Genomic DNA, 15985 nt, shown 5'->3' with positions numbered 1-15985 from the left:
ATCCTCCGGAAACCGGGGAGTATCAGTGACTTCCGGGTTCGACAAGCCGTACCCGGGAAATCCTGAAATACCTCACCTTTCCCTTTTCCGTGTAGCGGACCACCGCCTCGTTGTCTTCAAGGTCGAACGGAATACCTGAAGATACGGAAGACGGCCGGTTCCCGGATTCCTTACGCGGATCGGAATGGACAACCCTGTCCGGCCTGGCCGTGGCGGGGAAATCTGCAATATAAACCGCATAACTGTCTTTTTCCGTCTTTCTCAGCGCTGCCCGCCGCCCCCGGTAATATATACTGTCGAGCGAAATCCCGGTATCGGTGTCCGGCACACCGGCCGGAACAAATACACGTATCCCTTCACCACGGCCGGCAGTGTAGTGTTCCGCTACCGTTTCCATGTCTGCCACCCCTTCGGGAGGAGACGATAACACGTACCCGGACCGGCCGCACTGTACTAAAAACACCCCCGACAAAAAGAGCAGAATAAAAAATATCTTTTTCATTTTAGTTTATTAGTTTGTAGTTCTTAGTTGTTAGTTGCAGTCAAAAAATGTCATCCCGAGCGCAGTCCCTGTCCGGGCCTTCGGTGATGCTATTGAACATTCTTTGATCTTGGTTGGAGATTCCCCGCCTGCCGGCCGGCAGGTTCGCTTCGCTCTGAATGACAATCCGACTCCGGCTCCTGTAAAGATAGTCTTTTCAGAATTGATCGCGGTTTCAGTAATATTTGGAAGACTCTCGTCGCAAACGAGCGTCAGCTGGATGATGGTTTACCCCAACAAAAAGGACTGCCTTTTCAGACAGTCCTTTGATTATAACGATATTTTTTCAACAGAACAGGGTATTCCCCGTTGTTGTCAGCTTAGTTGTTCAGGGCTTCCGCTCCGCCGACGATCTCGAGGATCTCATTGGTAATCGCGGCCTGCCTGGCCTTGTTATAGGTAAGCCTGAGCTGGTTCCTGAGTTCGGTGGCGTTATCTGTCGCCTTGTGCATGGCAGTCATTCGGGCTCCGTGCTCGGAAGCAAAAGAATCTCTTATGGCCTTGTAAAGCTGTGTTTTCAGGGATTTGGGAATAAGCGTCTCCACAATCTCCTCTCTGGACGGCTCGAAAATATAGTCGGTAGCCAGTTCCACGTCACCTTCCACAGGGGTAATCGGCAGGAACTGTTCTGTTCTCACGACCTGGTTCCCTGCATTCTTGAAGTGGTTGTACACCAGCACTATTTTATCATACGTACCTTCCCTGTACAATTCCATCAGCCTGTCGGCAATAAGGGCGACCCCGTCAAAAGTGAGGTCGTCAAAAATATGATTGTAGTTCCCGATAACATTATGCAGCTTTCCGAGAACATCATCTCCCTTTTTTCCCACGGTAACAAAATCCACCTGCTTTTCCCTGTAGGCAGCAGCGGCCAGTTGCCTGGATTCCTTGATCACGTTACTGTTAAAGGCACCACACAGTCCGCGATTGGAAGTGACCACTACCGCAAGGACTTTCCGCACCTCTCTCTGTTCTGCATAAACACTGCCGGAATCTCCCTCAAGCGTCGCACTGAGCCCCTGGAGAAGCTCGGTAAGCTTTTCCGCATAAGGGCGCATGGCCGTAATGGCATCCTGGGCTTTTTTAAGCTTTGCAGCAGACACCATTTTCATGGCACTGGTGATCTGCATGGTAGAGGATACCGAGGCTATTCTTCCGCGTATTTCTTTTAAGTTTGCCATTTTTTTTAGTTATGAGTTCAGAGTTCGGAGTTCAGAGTTTATGACGCTGAATTCTGAACTAACTAATTATACTTTCCGGACAGCTCTTTCGCTACTGACGTCAGTGTATCGGTAACTTCATCGGTCAGTTTTCCCTGCTTTAAGAGGTCGAGTACATTCCTGTGTTTTGCATTCAGGAATTCGAGGTATTCCTTTTCAAACTCCTTCACCTTGTTTACGGGTACATTTCTCAACAGGTTTTTAGACCCGGCATAAATGATCGCTACCTGGTCTTCCACGGTATAAGGATCGTTCTGTGCCTGTTTCAGGATCTCCACGTTGCGCTTACCTTTCTCGATGACGTTCAACGTGGCGGCATCCAGGTCGGAACCGAATTTGGCAAAGGCTTCGAGCTCGCGGAACTGCGCCTGGTCGAGTTTCAGCGTACCCGCTACTTTCTTCATGGACTTGATCTGTGCCGACCCCCCTACACGCGATACGGAAATACCCACGTTGATCGCCGGTCTTACCCCCGAGTTGAAGAGGTCGGATTCCAGGAATATCTGTCCGTCGGTAATAGAGATCACGTTGGTCGGGATATAGGCCGATACGTCTCCTGCCTGAGTTTCGATAATAGGCAGAGCCGTAAGAGACCCGCCTCCCTTAACCACCGGTTTTAACGCCTCCGGAAGATCGTTCATGTTCTTCGCGATATCATCGTCTGCGATAACCTTGGCCGCACGCTCCAGCAGCCTGGAGTGCAGGAAGAAGACGTCTCCGGGGTAAGCCTCACGCCCGGGCGGGCGACGGAGCAGCAGCGATACCTCACGGTAGGCTACAGCCTGCTTCGACAGATCGTCATAAACGATGAGCGCAGGTCTTCCGGTGTCGCGGAAATACTCTCCGATAGCTGCCCCGGCAAAAGGAGCATATACCTGCATGGGCGCAGGGTCGGAAGCATTTGCCGCTACGATGGTAGTATACGCCAGGGCTCCCTTGTCTTCAAGGGTCTTGGCAATAGCCGCTACCGTAGAAGCTTTTTGTCCTACGGCAACATATATACAATATACGGGCTCTCCCGCGTCGTAAAATTCTTTCTGATTGAGGATGGTATCGATACAAACCGTGGTTTTCCCGGTCTGGCGGTCACCGATAACGAGCTCACGCTGTCCTCTACCCACCGGTATCATGGCATCTACTGCCTTGATACCCGTTTGCAGCGGTTCGTTTACCGGCTGGCGGAAAATCACCCCGGGAGCCTTGCGCTCGAGAGGCATTTCAAAGAGGTCTCCCTCTATGTTTCCTTTCCCGTCTATCGGATTCCCCAAAGTATCCACTACACGCCCCACGATGCCTTCACCTACCTTGATGGAGGCGATACGCCGGGTACGTTTTGCGACAGACCCTTCCCTAATTTCCTTGGAAGGCCCCAGCAATACCACACCTACATTGTCTTCCTCAAGGTTAAGTACGATACCTTCAAGACCACTTTCAAACTCTACCAATTCCCCGTACTGGGCATTGGAGAGTCCGTAAATCCTTGCAATACCGTCGCCTACCTGCAGGACGGTTCCCACTTCATCCAGGGAAGCTCCTGCCTCAAACCCTGATAACTGCTTTTTTAATATTGCTGATACTTCAGCCGGATTAACTTCTGCCATCTTTATTTTGGTATTTAGTGACCGGGAACATTTCCGCCTTTTCGGCAGGCCCGCTTTCCGGCCTCATTTTTAATTGTACTTATACTTGATTAATTATAGGATATTTTTCGTTTCAGATCGGAAAATCTGCGTGCCAGGCTGGCATTGTACTGCAGGTCACCTATACGCAGTACAAATCCCCCGATAATACTCTCGTCTATCACGTTTTTGAGGGTGGCTTCCTTACCTGTAAGTTCTTTCACTTTCTGCAGCACCCCGGCCTTAAGCCTGTCTGTGAGCGGTACCGCAGTGGTCACTACAGCCTGCTGTTTCCCGTGATGTTCGTCATACAGCGCCATGTACTGCCCGGCTACACCAGCCAGGAGGTCTACCCGGTTATTGACCACCAGTACCCTTATCAGGTCTCCGGTTATTTTATGTAGGCCGGCAAATATCTCATCCAATACCGCTTTCTTCACCTCTGCCTTAACTACGGGGCTTTTCAGCATCAGTTGTAAATCACGGTTCGCAGACACCGTGTTTTTTACCAGGTCCATATCCCCGTATACGGCCTTTACGGCATCCTGTTCCCCGGCCAGGGCCAGGGCTGCCTTTGCATATCGTATCGCTGCTCTCGATCCTGCCATCCTTGTCTTAGTTTAAGGTACCCGCTTCACCGAGCATGTTTTCTACCAGTTCCAACTGCTTGTCCTTGTCGGAGAACTCCTGTTTCACCACTTTTTCCGCAATTTCCAGGGAAAGACCGGCTACCTGGTTTTTCAATTCTGCCAGGGCTGCCTTCTTCTCACTTTCTATGGTCGATTTGGCCTGGGCTATGATCTTGTTGCCCTGCTCCTGGGCCTCCCCTTTCGCATCGGCAATGATCTGCTCTTTTATTTCACGGGCTTCTTTGAGCAGTGCATCCCTTTCGGCACGCGCTTCCTTGAGAATACGCTCATTATCCGCCTTGAGGTTCTGCATTTCCTTACGGGCTTCCTCTGCAGCGGCAAGGGCGTCATTTATAGAGGTCTCCCTGTCTTTTACGGCACCCAGAATAGGCCCCCATGCATACTTTTTAAGCAGCACAAGCAGGATGACAAAAACTAAAACCGTCCAAAATATCAAACTTTCAGGATGCGTAATGTTCATTTTATCGGATATTTAATGTCTTTTCTTTACAAACAATCAAAAAACCACCCCGCAACCAACCGTTACGGAGTGTGTTTTCCTTTAATTAACCTTTCATCAGGGCTACAACCACTGCAAACAGGGCAACACCTTCGATAAGTGCCGCAGCAATAATCATAGCTGTCTGAATTTTAGAAGCTGCTTCTGGTTGACGTGCGATAGCATCCATGGCAGAACCACCGATTTTACCGATACCTATTCCCGCAGCGATCGCGGCCAATCCGGCTCCTATTCCAGCTAAAACCATAGTTAAAAATTTATAATAGTTAGTAAATAAAACTCGTTTTTTATCCTTTTCCTAATGATGGTCTTCCACGGCCTGCCCTATGAACAGTGCAGACAACAGTGTAAATACATAGGCCTGTAATGCCGCTACCAGGAGTTCCAGTACGAACATGAACAGGGCAAATGCGATAGACACCGGAGCTACTGCAGCCGTCTTGAATATAAAGATCAGGGAGAAAAGGCTAAGGATGACAATATGCCCCGCGGTAATGTTTGCAAACAAACGTACCATAAGGGCAAAGGGCTTCGTAAACATACCGAGCACCTCAACAGGGATCATGATCAGCAACAGGGGCTTCGGCACTCCCGGAGTGGCAAAAATATGCCCCCAGTAATGTTTGTTTCCGCTGAAGGTAGTGATCAGGAAAGTGAATACGGCAAGTACTCCCGTAAACAGTATGTCGTTGGTCAGGGTTCCGGTGAAAGGGAAGAACGGTATAAGCCCGAAAAGGTTACCGAACCAGATCAAAAAAAATACGGTCAGTAAATAGGGCATGTACTTCTCGTATTTTTTCTTTCCGATATTGGGTATCGCTATGTCGTTGCGCACAAAGAGGATCAAAGGCTCCATAAATCCGGCAAGCCCCTTGGGCGCCCCCTTGTTTCTCTTATACGATCCGGCTACGGGAATAAACACCAGCAGCATAATTGCCGAGGCCAGGAAAAGCGTAAAAACATTCTTGGTTATGGAAAAATTAAGCGGCCTGCTGTTTACGGGGTGGTGTTCATCATCGTATTCCACCCCTCCGTTTTCACCGGCGTAATATATTTCATCGTGATAGCGGACAAACTTCATCCCGTTGCGTTCCACGACCACCTTTCCGGTTTCGTCGTGATGAAATTCCCCCGACATAAAAGTCACCAGCCCGTTTTCTGTCCACAGGATCACCGGCAAACTCAGGGATATGTCTCCGAAAATATGGAATTCATGGGAATCACTGATGTGATGCATGATAAGCCCGGTGGGGTCAAAAGCCTCTTCCCCTGCTTCCGCACCATTGTCATGATGCTCCTGAGCAAACGCTGATGAGACGATCAAAAAAGCTAAAAGAACCAGATTTGTAATTGATTTTCGTGCTAACGCCATATCTCTTTTTGTAAAAAATACCAGGTCTCGAAATTTTGGCGCAAAGGTAAAAATTTAATTAACAATTTACTGTTTACAACTAAAGATTTTTTGTCGTTTTTTTACTTCTCATCCTCCTGAAGGAGTTTTACCACATAAAACACTTCTATCGTTAAAAAAACAAAATAGGGAATAAAAAAAGCCAGTATATCCGCAACAGGATCTGCGTCTTTCTCCATCAGCGGCCACAGGAACACCACCGATGCCAGCATTCTCACCACACTCCCGGCCATAAAGGCATGCCCGGTGCGGTCACGGGCGGTCCGGCTTACATACAGCAGGAGAGCATAGATCAGGAGGGTGCTCAGAAAATGAAAGCCGTAAATGGCAAAGGGAGAAATATGGAAATTTCCGGATGCGGCACCGTAGTTCATCACGGCATATTGAACCCCGAACAACACTGCGGTAAAAGCAAGGAGCGTCTTGAAAAAGGCGAAAAAAAGTCTTTTCATCAATAGCGATTATACCCAGGCCGTATCAGGCTGTTTTCCCGGATTTCCCCTGCCCGGATTTTTCTTCTTCCAGCAATTTGACGTCGCCTCCTTTCATCGTACAGCTGGCATTAAACGTGGCCCCGGGTTCTACCGACAGCTTCCCCGCCACCACCTCGCCCTGGATAAAGGCCGACGTTTTCAGCGAAAGCTGTTCGGCAACGTTGAGCTCACCCGTAAAACGGCCTTCGATATCGGCATTGACACACTCTATCTTGCCGTTGATAATGCCGTCCTTACCGATCACTATCCGTCCGGAAGACTTTATATTGCCTTCTACCCTGCCATCGATACGTATATCCGTGGCAGAGACAATATCACCGGTAATACTGGTGTCTTTTTCAATTCGGTTAGCCTGCGGAAAGGTTTCGGTAATGACCTTTCCTCTTTTGGTTTCTGAAAACATTCCGGGGTATTTTAATTATTAAACGTTTCTGTATTACCGGATATTTTATCTTTTGTAAAATTATCCAGCTTTTTGTGCACCTGTATGGTCCGGTAGTCAGGGCTCAGCACGAGAAAATGTGGCACCTCCACCTTACACTGGTCGTCGGTATCGATAAGCTGCTCGTATACCAGGGCATCCTTGCGGTTTCTGAGCCCGTGTATCACCAGCAACACCGTATCCTGGTCATAAACATCACGTGAGATCGTGAGGTTCTGGTAGTACGGATATTTCAGCGAAAAAAAATCGATGGTTTCCGCGAGTTCGCGGATCTCGACATACTTGTTCCTTTCCAGCGGGAATATCAGTTTCCACCGGCCTGTCTCTTCTCCGGGGGTATCTTTTTCCAGTGCGGCGGTCTCTTCCAGTTTTTTCCGGGCTTCCTCCCCGATCTCCTCGTTGGGGTAATCCAGCGCAATGGTGCTGAGTGCTCCCCTGAAACGCTCCACGCCGTACAGCCTTCCCAGGCACGCAGCCCTGAGCATTTCCATTCTGGGGATGATCTCTTCCCCGCTGTGTGCCCTGATATATTTTTCCGTATCCTGCAATACGGTCTCGTACTGCTGGTCTTCGAATTTCCGGTGCAACGCGGTAAAATACGTCTCGGGATCATCACTTTCCCCGGCCAGTACGGCTTCGGGATTATTGAGGATCTCCGCATACCGCGATCCTGCATGGTTTTTTGTGATGTCTTCCCGCATCCTGCCCACACGGGCATCGCCGAGCAACTCGTACAGGCGGTACAGGTGATATTTCGACGGCAATACCAGTTTTTCCTCGGGAGTACTTTCCAGTACGCGTTCGAGCTTTCCGGCGGCGAGCGGGTATTCCTTAAACTTTTCCTTGTATATGAGCCCCAGCTGATAGTTGGCAAAATCCCGGTCTTTTTTCAGACTGTCCAGTACACGTGGCTCAGTCGGGATCCGGTCGAGATAAAAACCGGTATCGTAGCGCTGCTCGGGGGTTACCATGAGCTGCGTTTCACTGTGCGCCGCGACTTCTTCCTTCTGCGATACCTGCCGGCGCGACCATCTCCAGTTGTCTGCCAGTTCCCTGTTGCCCCATATACGCCGAAAGGCGGTTTCTCCCTGCCCCAGGGCTATCGTATTGTAAAAATAAAACTTCCCCCCTTCGTTTCCCCGTACCCGGTTTGCCGTTTCGTCAAACGGGTCAAAAAAACCGGTATCCCCGGCTTCTTCTCCCGCTTCCCTCTTTTTTTCTTCCTCGGCCTTCAGGCCTTCAATATACGTCTCGAAATAAGCTACCCTCTCCGCTTCCGGCAGACCGGCCAGGTACAGTATGCTGTCGTTTACCTGTACGATATCCTCATACCTGATCACATCTTCGAGGTTCTCCCTTTTACGGGTAATCGCCCTGATTTTTCGCAGATCGTTTGTAAGCTGTGTCAGTGTACTGTCGTAATAGGCCCCCGCATCCTTATAATTATGCCTGTCGAAATTCATCTCCGCCAGCTGCTCGTAGCAGGTAGCCCTTAACTTCCGGTCGCCTGTATTGGCCCCGAGCGACCTGTTGAGATATGCTTCCGCCAGTAAAAGCGAGTCATTCCCGGCATGGAAATCTGCGATATAGTGATATACCACATCCAGGTAGGGACGATTCTCCCTGTTTTTTTCCATCTTCTCCAGAATTTCCCTCCGGGCCACAGCTTCCTCCTCCGTTTCTGCAGGGGTATTTCTCATTTTGCGGAGTATGGCGTGAATATGATACGACCGGGGTACCCTGCGGTTCAGGGCGATTACCTTGTCGTAGGCGATATTGGCACTGTCTCTGGCTCCGGCCATGTCGTATAACTGGCCGGTAATGAACTGATATCTTCCTTTTTCCTCCTGTTTCCGGGTAAGTCCGGTCGCGATTTTAAGCCGCTGTACCGCGCTGTCCCGATGCCCGAGATTGATATAGGCCTGCGCCATGGCTGCACTGGCATCGGCATAATCCTGGTCTTTAAGCTCGAGGTGATACAACAGGTCCTTGAGGTTTTCAATAGCGAGCTCTTCACTTTCAAGACGTATGTTCGTTTTTTCACGCCATATCCTGGTTTCGGCATACCGCTTACTGTCGGGATACCGGTCCAGCAAATAGTTAAAAGCTTCCATGGCCGGGATAAAGCGCTGGTCGTAATACCTGGAAATCCCCAACAGCAGGTAGGCTTCGTCCATCTGCGGATTGCGTTCCCTCCCCCGGATATTCATCCCGTGTTTCTGTACGGCTTTGGCCGCCTTCTCTTCGGCCCTCTCAAAATTCGGGTTTCCGGCTCCTCCTCCGAGCGATTGCTCTTCCACCACCTCCATACGTTCTACGGGTAATATTTCCCAGAAGTCATCGGTGTAACCGGTAACAAGCCCCTCCCTGCCTTCCTTCAGGGCTTCAGTACCGTTGTGCAGGATGTTGTACCTGGCCGTAAGCGCGTGAAAATTCCTGTTCAGAAAAGCATCTTTCTGTGTCGAGCACCCCATAAGCATACACAAAGGCAATATGCCCACAACAAAAACGGTACAGGATATGTTAACAAAGGATTTCACCGGCAACAAGCTGTAATTTGCACGGGTAAAAATACATTTCTTTTTCGATTAAAAAGAACATTACCCGGTTTAAATGAGTTCGTTATCCCCATAATCCCGAACCACCGGCGCGCCGGAAAAAAAATGTTCCAGCTCCCTCAGGGTCTCGGGAGTGGTCTGCAGGTCCCTGACCACCGATCCCCTGTCCAGGAGAACAATACGCCGGCATACATCGGTCACATGAAGCAGGTCATGACTGGAGACCAGGACGGTCACTTCCGGGTCTTCTGCCATGCCCCTGATAAGGTCTTTAAGACGGATCTGGGTAGACGGGTCCAGATTGGCAAAGGGCTCGTCGAGGATCACCACTTTAGGGTTGCCGATAAACGCAGCTACAATCCCCACCTTTTTCTGGTTTCCCTTGGAAAGGTCTCTCAGGTATTTTTTACGGCCCAGGATCTCCCCGTTGAAAAAGGCCTTGTACTTTCCGAGAAACGTATCCGTATCGGCCCGGTTCCACCCTCTCAGTTCCCCGGTAAAATAGAAATATTCTTCAGGCGTGAGATAGCCTATCAGGAAACTCTCGTCGATAAAGGCCGAGGTCAGGGGTTTCCAGGCTTCGCTCTTATGGACCACCACCCCGTGATTTACCACATATCCGGAGGTTGGTTTCACCAGGTCGAGCAGCAGGCTGAACAAGGTGGTCTTCCCGGCACCGTTATTTCCCACCAGGCCCACACTCTCGCCCGAAGGAATGTAAAGTTCACCGATATCCAGTACCGGAACGGCCTTATATTTTTTGGTCAGCTGGTGTATCGCTATCATGCATCTACAGTTTAGAACGGTTTAACTTTCCTTTTCCCTGAAACCGTCAAGCGCAATATATTTGCGTCCCACATAAAGACGGACCAGGTATTTGAGGATAACTTTTCTCGCCATGATCCCCGCAAGCCCGAGAGAAGCAATGACATATACGGCCACTTCGGAAGATACCAGCGCAGTAAACAGCCACAACAACAATACGGGGATGACGATCAGGGGCAATATAAGAATAAATTGTGCGGCACCTGCTCCCTGGTAATTCATAAAAACACTCTTATCCAGGTCAATGCGCTTCTTGTTATACGCCCCGGCAAAGAGCAGCACAGGGATATTCACTCCTATATTGTAAAAAGCACAGGCTATATTGAGCAGCACGATGTCCCGGCCGAAATAGCCATAGGGCAGGCTCAGCAGGCACAACACCACTACGCTAAAGGTCATGAGCAGGTATTTTGAGAACAGGTATCTGTACAGGGAAACCGGCTGTGCCATTATCACACTGTAATAAGGACTGTCCCAGGAGGGTACAAACTGCCCGAAATTGATCATGAAGGCCCCCGAGGTAAATACCCCTACGAAAACATACCAGGCCGACATGCTCCCGAAGGCCGGGTTGGTATAAAAGACCAGTCCGTAAGCCAGGAAGATCAGGGACAGCCACACCGTGGTCCTCGGCCGTTTGTTGCGCCATATGAGTTTGAGGTCGAGCTGCAGGAAAGGGGCCATGTCCCCGAACCGTCTCACCCAGCCCATATCGGCCATGCTTCCGCCGGCTTCGCGAAAGCCGATACTCCTGTCCAGGTAAAATGTTTTTCTGAGCATGTGATAATTGAGCAGGTACAGCAATACCGGCAACAGGAACAGCCCTGCCAGGAAAACAGGCGTGGCAGGCAGGCTTCGGAGAAACCGCCCGAAAGCCTTTCCCGCATCAAAAACCCCCGTATATTCCAGTACCACGATCCCCAGTGCCAGTGCCACATAGGGCAATATCGCCGCAATACCGGACGAAAACCGCTGTTTGAGAAAAAAATCCGCATAGTTCACCGCAAGTACCAACGCCACAATACTTCCGCTCCAGATCATCATGGTATGCAGACCGTAATGCCCCTTTACAACTACATATACCGAAAACGGCAGAGCGATAAGCAGGGGAAACAGGTTAAAAACCGAGAAAAGGCTTTTCAGCAGCACATAATGGATCAGTTTCTGCCTTTTCAGGGGCAATATCAACATGGGTTTTACGCTTACCGTCGGCACGGTACGCAGGAAGAAACGCACCAGCAGGTCTGCCCCCATAACCTGTAAGACCATTCCGTTGACCACCGACAACCGGTCCTGCCCCGGGAACAGTTCTCCTACCAGGGGATACAGGACTATGCCGAGGAACAGGAAAGACACCGTAAAATACGCAGCCACAAACCCCATTATAAGACGCAGCGCCAGGTCTTTACCGAAACTTGCCGATCGGAAAAAGGATTTCCATTGTAGCCTGATAAGGTCTTTAATCATTTAGTTTGTTAGTTCTTAGTTCTTAGTTTGGTTGTTCCGGACAATCCTGTCATTCAGAACGCAGCGCAGCGGAGTGAAGAATCTCCAACCCAGCCCAAAGGAGCTTCAACAGCATCACGGCAGGACCGGAGATCCCTCGCCCATGCTCGGGATGACAATCCCCTGTCATTCAGAACGAAGTGAACCTGCCGGCCGGCAGGCGGGGAATCTACACCCCGGCCCAAAGGAACTTCAGCAGCATCACATCTTTTCTACCGGATTGGTCATCATTCAATGGCGGTTGTTACATCAAATTTAATATTTTAGGCGGAAGTGACCGGGTATCGGGGCGATTAAGTCATGTGGAGCGGTGTGATGTGCCGGCCTGGTTGCTCATAAAGCCCTCCCGGAAACAACTATTTTATGTAAATTTGCGAAAAATCCCGTTATGTCGCATTTCCACCCGCTAAGGGTTTGCCAGATAGAGAAAAATACGCCCGGATCGGTAACGGTCACCTTCGAGATCCCGGAGGACCTGCAGGAGGCATTCCACCATAAAGCCGGACAGTACATCACGATAAAAAAGGAGTTTGACGGAAAGGAAATAAGACGCTCGTATTCCATTTGCTCTCCCCCTTCCGGGAACCGGTTGTCTGTGGGGATCAAAAAGATCAGGGACGGCCTTTTTTCAAGATACGCCAACGAAGTACTGAGCGCCGGTGATGTTCTCGAAGTTCACTCTCCCGAAGGGCATTTCACTTTTATACCCGATGCCGCCAGGGCACGCACCATCGGGGCCTTTGCAGCGGGAAGCGGGATCACCCCGGTAATGGGCATCATGAAGACGCTGCTCCACGAAGAGCCCCAGAGTCATTTTGTACTGGTATACGGCAACCGGAGTGCGGCAGAGACCATGTTCCAGAATGAAATTACTGCGCTTGCCGCGGCATACCCGGACCGGCTGACCGTCTATTACATCTATTCGCGCAGCGAGGAGGACCATGCCCTTTTCGGAAGAATAGAGCGGGCTACCGTAAACTACGTGATAAAGAACAAACAGAAGGATACGACCTTTGATGCTTTCTATCTCTGCGGTCCCGAGGAAATGATCCATACCGTATCGGACACGCTCAAAGAAAGCGGTGTACCGGCAGAAAACATCCATTTCGAACTGTTTACCTCCTCGGCAGAGGAACAGCCACTGGATGAAAACCTGGACGGACAGACCAGGGTAAAACTGATCGTAGACGACGAGGAGTTCGAATTTACCATGCCACAGTCGGAAAGAGTACTGGACGCGGCTCTGGCCCGGGATATCGATGTCCCTTTTTCCTGCCAGGGAGGGATATGCAGCAGCTGTATGGCCAGGATTACGGAAGGGGAGGTAAAAATGGTAAAGAACCAGATCCTTACCGACGGCGAAATTGCAGAGGGATTTGTACTTACCTGCCAGTCGCACCCGGTAACCTCCTCGATTACCGTGGATTACGACGACGTGTAAACACCATATGTACAAGAACCCGGACGGCATTACTACAACCACCCGGGTTCATCCATACATGATCGTCTTACGAACCATTGCGTTTACCGGACACCGGCTTATATTTATTTTCAGGCTGACGAACAGCCTGTAGTATCTCCGGTTCTGCTTACACCCGCATCGTATCACCAAGTGACATACGGCTGTTTCCTGTACCTCAAAGATATTAAAAATTTTCTTTGGACGGTTGTACGATTATGTTTGATAAATGGTTTCAATGCTCGTCCTGTCCGGTTGGTTCGGCTACACTCAATTGCCTGACGACCATTATTTGGAAGTCGATCAATTGTTAACATTAAACTAAATGTACCCTGATATTTGTAAAATTCTCTCATAATGCGTACCTTAAATATCACTTATAAAAATTCACTGAATTTTAACCTTAAAATACGAACATTATGTCACAGCAAACAGGACAAACACTTTTAGCATTATTAACCGGTGCGGCCATAGGAGCCGGAATTGGTATCTTATATGCTCCGGACAAGGGTCTGAATACGCGGAAAAAAATACATAAAAAAGCCAAAAAGACGCAAAAGGAGCTGGAGCGGCAGCTTCATATGGCAAAGACCACATTGTCGGGGAAAGCTACTGACGCCAGAGAGAAATTCGAGACCAAACTGGAAGACACTCTTTCCTCCATGAGCCACAAGGCCGACGATGTCCTGCTGGCCCTGGAGGACAAGCTGGAAGAATTGAGGGCAAAAAATGCCAAGCTCCAGAAGGAAACCAAAACGGCCAAATAGAAACAGGACGTAAACATATTCGTCCAAACTTAATGCATTTTTATGTCATTACACAGCATTTCAGAAAACGCGGGAGAACTCAATAAAAGTACCCAGGAGTTTATAGAAAAAATGTATGAATACTATAAACTCAGCGTTTTTAAAAAGCTTACGAAGGGAACCACTTCGATGATCACTTTTCTGATCATCGGAGCTGTTCTTTTCGGAGCTATGTTATTAATCACATTTGCCATAGCCTTGTTTATAGGAGAATGGCTGGACAATCTGGCCCTGGGCTTTCTTATCCTGGGAGGAATTTACATTCTCATTGCCGTAGTGGTCTATTACGGTTTCAGGAAGACCATAGAGCGCAAGGTGCTGATAAAGGCATCCAGGGATTTCCTGGATAATGATTAGAACCATTGAAAACCCGCTAAACCTGTGCCAATGAAAGTATATACCTCTTTTGAAGAAGTCGACAAGGACCTGAAAGCGCTGCGGCTTCAAAAAGATATCGCCCGGGAAGAGATCAAACTGAACTATCACAACCTCAAGGACGACCTGGGTTTTTTGAATCTCGTCGGTAAAACCACCGGGTATATCCTGAAAAGGGCCCTTGCCCTTAAAGTAGCCCGGAAGCTGTTCGGTTCGAAATAGATCCGTTTTATACCAAAGGAGCAGGCAACACATCCTGCTCCTTTTTCATTTAGTTTGTAGTCTTGTTTGAAAGTTGCAGGTTGTAAGTGTCATTCCGACCGTATGGGAGGAATCTCCGGGCTTTCGGTAATGTTGTTGGAGTTTCTTTGATGGTACTACCTGCCATCGCGTCGTTTGCAAACCGACGATTTTTTATATTCCCTTATCTTTCCGGAAAGGATACTAAAAAATCATTTACTCTGTTAATGAAAGAGAGTCTGCGGGGTGATAAAAGAAGTTTTTGGCATCGTTCATAGACACAAACAAACCATTGGGAAACGAGGGGCCCAGAGGCTCCAGGGTAATCTCGCACCCGTCCGTGCTTGTAGTCCCGAGATTAAGGGTCTTTACGAAAGTGTTATCGTTCCTCCGGAAAAAGTTAAAGTTATTTGCTCCCTGGTTTGATACGATAATATACCCGCTGCCATCGGGATACGCTGCTATGGCAATCCCTTCGTTGTCATCTTCGAAATGTTCCCCTCCGAAAAAAGCCAGTTCCTCATCTCCTTTCCCCGGGTCGGCATAATACTTGCGTATTCCCTGCTGTTCATCGCTGTAATAAATGTATCCCAAAGCATCGTCTACAGCTATAGCCTCTATTTCCTTTTTCCCGCTGAACCTGCCAAACTTCCGTACCAGGCCGGCCTGCAGCCCTCCTTCCCCGGGAGCCAGCTCATACTGATAGAGATACCCTTCCGAAGGTCCGTTCTTTCTGCTTACAATGGCGTAAACACGGCCGGTATCCGGGTTCCTGTATACCGCGACCCCCATCGGTTCCTTAAATTCAGGGTTACTGTCGCCGGCATCGGTAAAGACCTTAAAACCGCCGTTGTCCAGGGGGGCCATATCCGGTACGGAAAAAACCCTTATCTGCCCGCGTCCACGTTCGGTAAATACCAGTATGTCGGTATAGGTGGAATCATTCAGTTTCAAACCGTATTCCACATCGGCATTATTGGTGCGTATAAGCCCGGTAATGCTCTTTTCAGGAATGATCTTTCCACTGAGGTCAAAGGCGTATACCCCGCTATCGGCCACATCGTGACTTCCCTTGTCGGTACCGAAGACAATGCTTTCTTCCGGGTTCTCCCTGTTTACCCATATAGCGGGATCATCGGTATCATTCGGAGTTTTCTCAGTAATCACCACCGGTTTTATAACGGGTAATTTTTCTTTGCAGGACAGCATCGCCGTTATGATGCTCAGCATAACTAATTTCTTCATCTTTATTGTATTGTTTTAATGTTACAGTATCGGTTACAGGTTGGCCATATCGCTTCATATAGCTATTAAACAGGGGGGGGCGGAGGCTCCCCGGA

At 49.3% G+C, this 15985-nt stretch carries 17 protein-coding genes; 4 read left to right on the top strand and 13 right to left on the bottom strand.

The window, feature by feature from the left end; all coding sequences use genetic code 11:
- Nucleotides 1-22: 22 nt before the first annotated feature.
- From DN748_RS07985 to DN748_RS07930, 12 genes are all read right to left on the bottom strand, one after another.
- Nucleotides 23-502, bottom strand: a complete 480-nt coding sequence (locus tag DN748_RS07985) for a hypothetical protein (RefSeq protein WP_112371262.1) — start codon at nucleotides 500-502, stop codon at nucleotides 23-25.
- A gap of 359 nt (nucleotides 503-861) precedes the next feature.
- Nucleotides 862-1722 carry an ATP synthase F1 subunit gamma gene (gene atpG, locus DN748_RS07980; RefSeq protein WP_112371261.1) on the bottom strand — a complete coding sequence of 287 codons (861 nt, stop codon included), beginning with the start codon at nucleotides 1720-1722 and terminating at the stop codon, nucleotides 862-864.
- A 62-nt stretch (nucleotides 1723-1784) separates the two neighbouring features.
- Nucleotides 1785-3362, bottom strand: a complete 1578-nt coding sequence (gene atpA / locus DN748_RS07975; RefSeq protein WP_112371260.1) for a F0F1 ATP synthase subunit alpha — start codon at nucleotides 3360-3362, stop codon at nucleotides 1785-1787.
- Between the two features lie 89 nt (nucleotides 3363-3451).
- Nucleotides 3452-3988: an ATP synthase F1 subunit delta gene (gene atpH, locus DN748_RS07970; RefSeq protein ID WP_112371259.1), complete on the bottom strand. Its 537-nt coding sequence runs from the start codon at nucleotides 3986-3988 to the stop codon at nucleotides 3452-3454.
- A 7-nt stretch (nucleotides 3989-3995) separates the two neighbouring features.
- On the bottom strand, nucleotides 3996-4490 hold the full coding sequence (locus tag DN748_RS07965) for a F0F1 ATP synthase subunit B (RefSeq protein WP_112371258.1): 495 nt from the start codon (nucleotides 4488-4490) through the stop codon (nucleotides 3996-3998).
- An 85-nt stretch (nucleotides 4491-4575) separates the two neighbouring features.
- A complete protein-coding gene (gene atpE / locus DN748_RS07960) occupies nucleotides 4576-4776 on the bottom strand; it encodes an ATP synthase F0 subunit C (RefSeq protein WP_112371257.1) in 201 nt (66 codons plus the stop codon).
- Between the two features lie 51 nt (nucleotides 4777-4827).
- Entirely contained in the window at nucleotides 4828-5901 is a 1074-nt protein-coding gene (atpB, locus tag DN748_RS07955; RefSeq protein ID WP_112371256.1) for a F0F1 ATP synthase subunit A, read from the bottom strand.
- A gap of 101 nt (nucleotides 5902-6002) precedes the next feature.
- The gene (locus DN748_RS07950; RefSeq protein ID WP_112371255.1) at nucleotides 6003-6392 is read right to left on the bottom strand and encodes a hypothetical protein; all 390 of its coding nucleotides are present in this window, start codon (nucleotides 6390-6392) and stop codon (nucleotides 6003-6005) included.
- Between the two features lie 25 nt (nucleotides 6393-6417).
- Entirely contained in the window at nucleotides 6418-6837 is a 420-nt protein-coding gene (locus tag DN748_RS07945) for a bactofilin family protein (RefSeq protein ID WP_112371254.1), read from the bottom strand.
- 11 nt (nucleotides 6838-6848) lie between these two features.
- The gene (porW, locus tag DN748_RS07940; RefSeq protein WP_236636814.1) at nucleotides 6849-9416 is read right to left on the bottom strand and encodes a type IX secretion system periplasmic lipoprotein PorW/SprE; all 2568 of its coding nucleotides are present in this window, start codon (nucleotides 9414-9416) and stop codon (nucleotides 6849-6851) included.
- A gap of 69 nt (nucleotides 9417-9485) precedes the next feature.
- Complete coding sequence (locus DN748_RS07935) at nucleotides 9486-10220, bottom strand: ABC transporter ATP-binding protein (RefSeq protein WP_112371253.1); 735 nt, start codon at nucleotides 10218-10220, stop codon at nucleotides 9486-9488.
- Between the two features lie 21 nt (nucleotides 10221-10241).
- Nucleotides 10242-11726 (bottom strand): DUF5687 family protein, encoded by a 1485-nt coding sequence (locus tag DN748_RS07930; RefSeq protein ID WP_112371252.1) that lies wholly within the window; start codon nucleotides 11724-11726, stop codon nucleotides 10242-10244.
- 427 nt (nucleotides 11727-12153) lie between these two features.
- Between DN748_RS07930 and DN748_RS07925 the strand changes: the two genes are divergently transcribed.
- The 4 genes from DN748_RS07925 to DN748_RS07910 all read left to right on the top strand — a co-directional run bounded on the left by DN748_RS07925 (nucleotide 12154) and on the right by DN748_RS07910 (nucleotide 14627).
- Entirely contained in the window at nucleotides 12154-13206 is a 1053-nt protein-coding gene (locus DN748_RS07925; protein ID WP_112371251.1) for a ferredoxin--NADP reductase, read from the top strand.
- 437 nt (nucleotides 13207-13643) lie between these two features.
- A complete protein-coding gene (locus DN748_RS07920) occupies nucleotides 13644-13991 on the top strand; it encodes a YtxH domain-containing protein (RefSeq protein WP_112371250.1) in 348 nt (115 codons plus the stop codon).
- A gap of 42 nt (nucleotides 13992-14033) precedes the next feature.
- Entirely contained in the window at nucleotides 14034-14387 is a 354-nt protein-coding gene (locus DN748_RS07915; RefSeq protein WP_112371249.1) for a phage holin family protein, read from the top strand.
- A 30-nt stretch (nucleotides 14388-14417) separates the two neighbouring features.
- A complete protein-coding gene (locus tag DN748_RS07910; RefSeq protein ID WP_112371248.1) occupies nucleotides 14418-14627 on the top strand; it encodes a hypothetical protein in 210 nt (69 codons plus the stop codon).
- Between the two features lie 234 nt (nucleotides 14628-14861).
- Here the strand turns inward: DN748_RS07910 and DN748_RS07905 are convergent, their stop codons facing one another.
- Complete coding sequence (locus DN748_RS07905) at nucleotides 14862-15890, bottom strand: phytase (protein WP_112371247.1); 1029 nt, start codon at nucleotides 15888-15890, stop codon at nucleotides 14862-14864.
- Nucleotides 15891-15985: the final 95 nt, after the last annotated feature.

The sequence above is a fragment of the Sinomicrobium soli genome, from assembly GCF_003285545.1.
Lineage (GTDB): Bacteria > Bacteroidota > Bacteroidia > Flavobacteriales > Flavobacteriaceae > Sinomicrobium.
The sequence above is the reverse complement of the archived record's forward strand: the minus strand, read 5'-3'. Positions and strand labels throughout refer to the sequence as shown.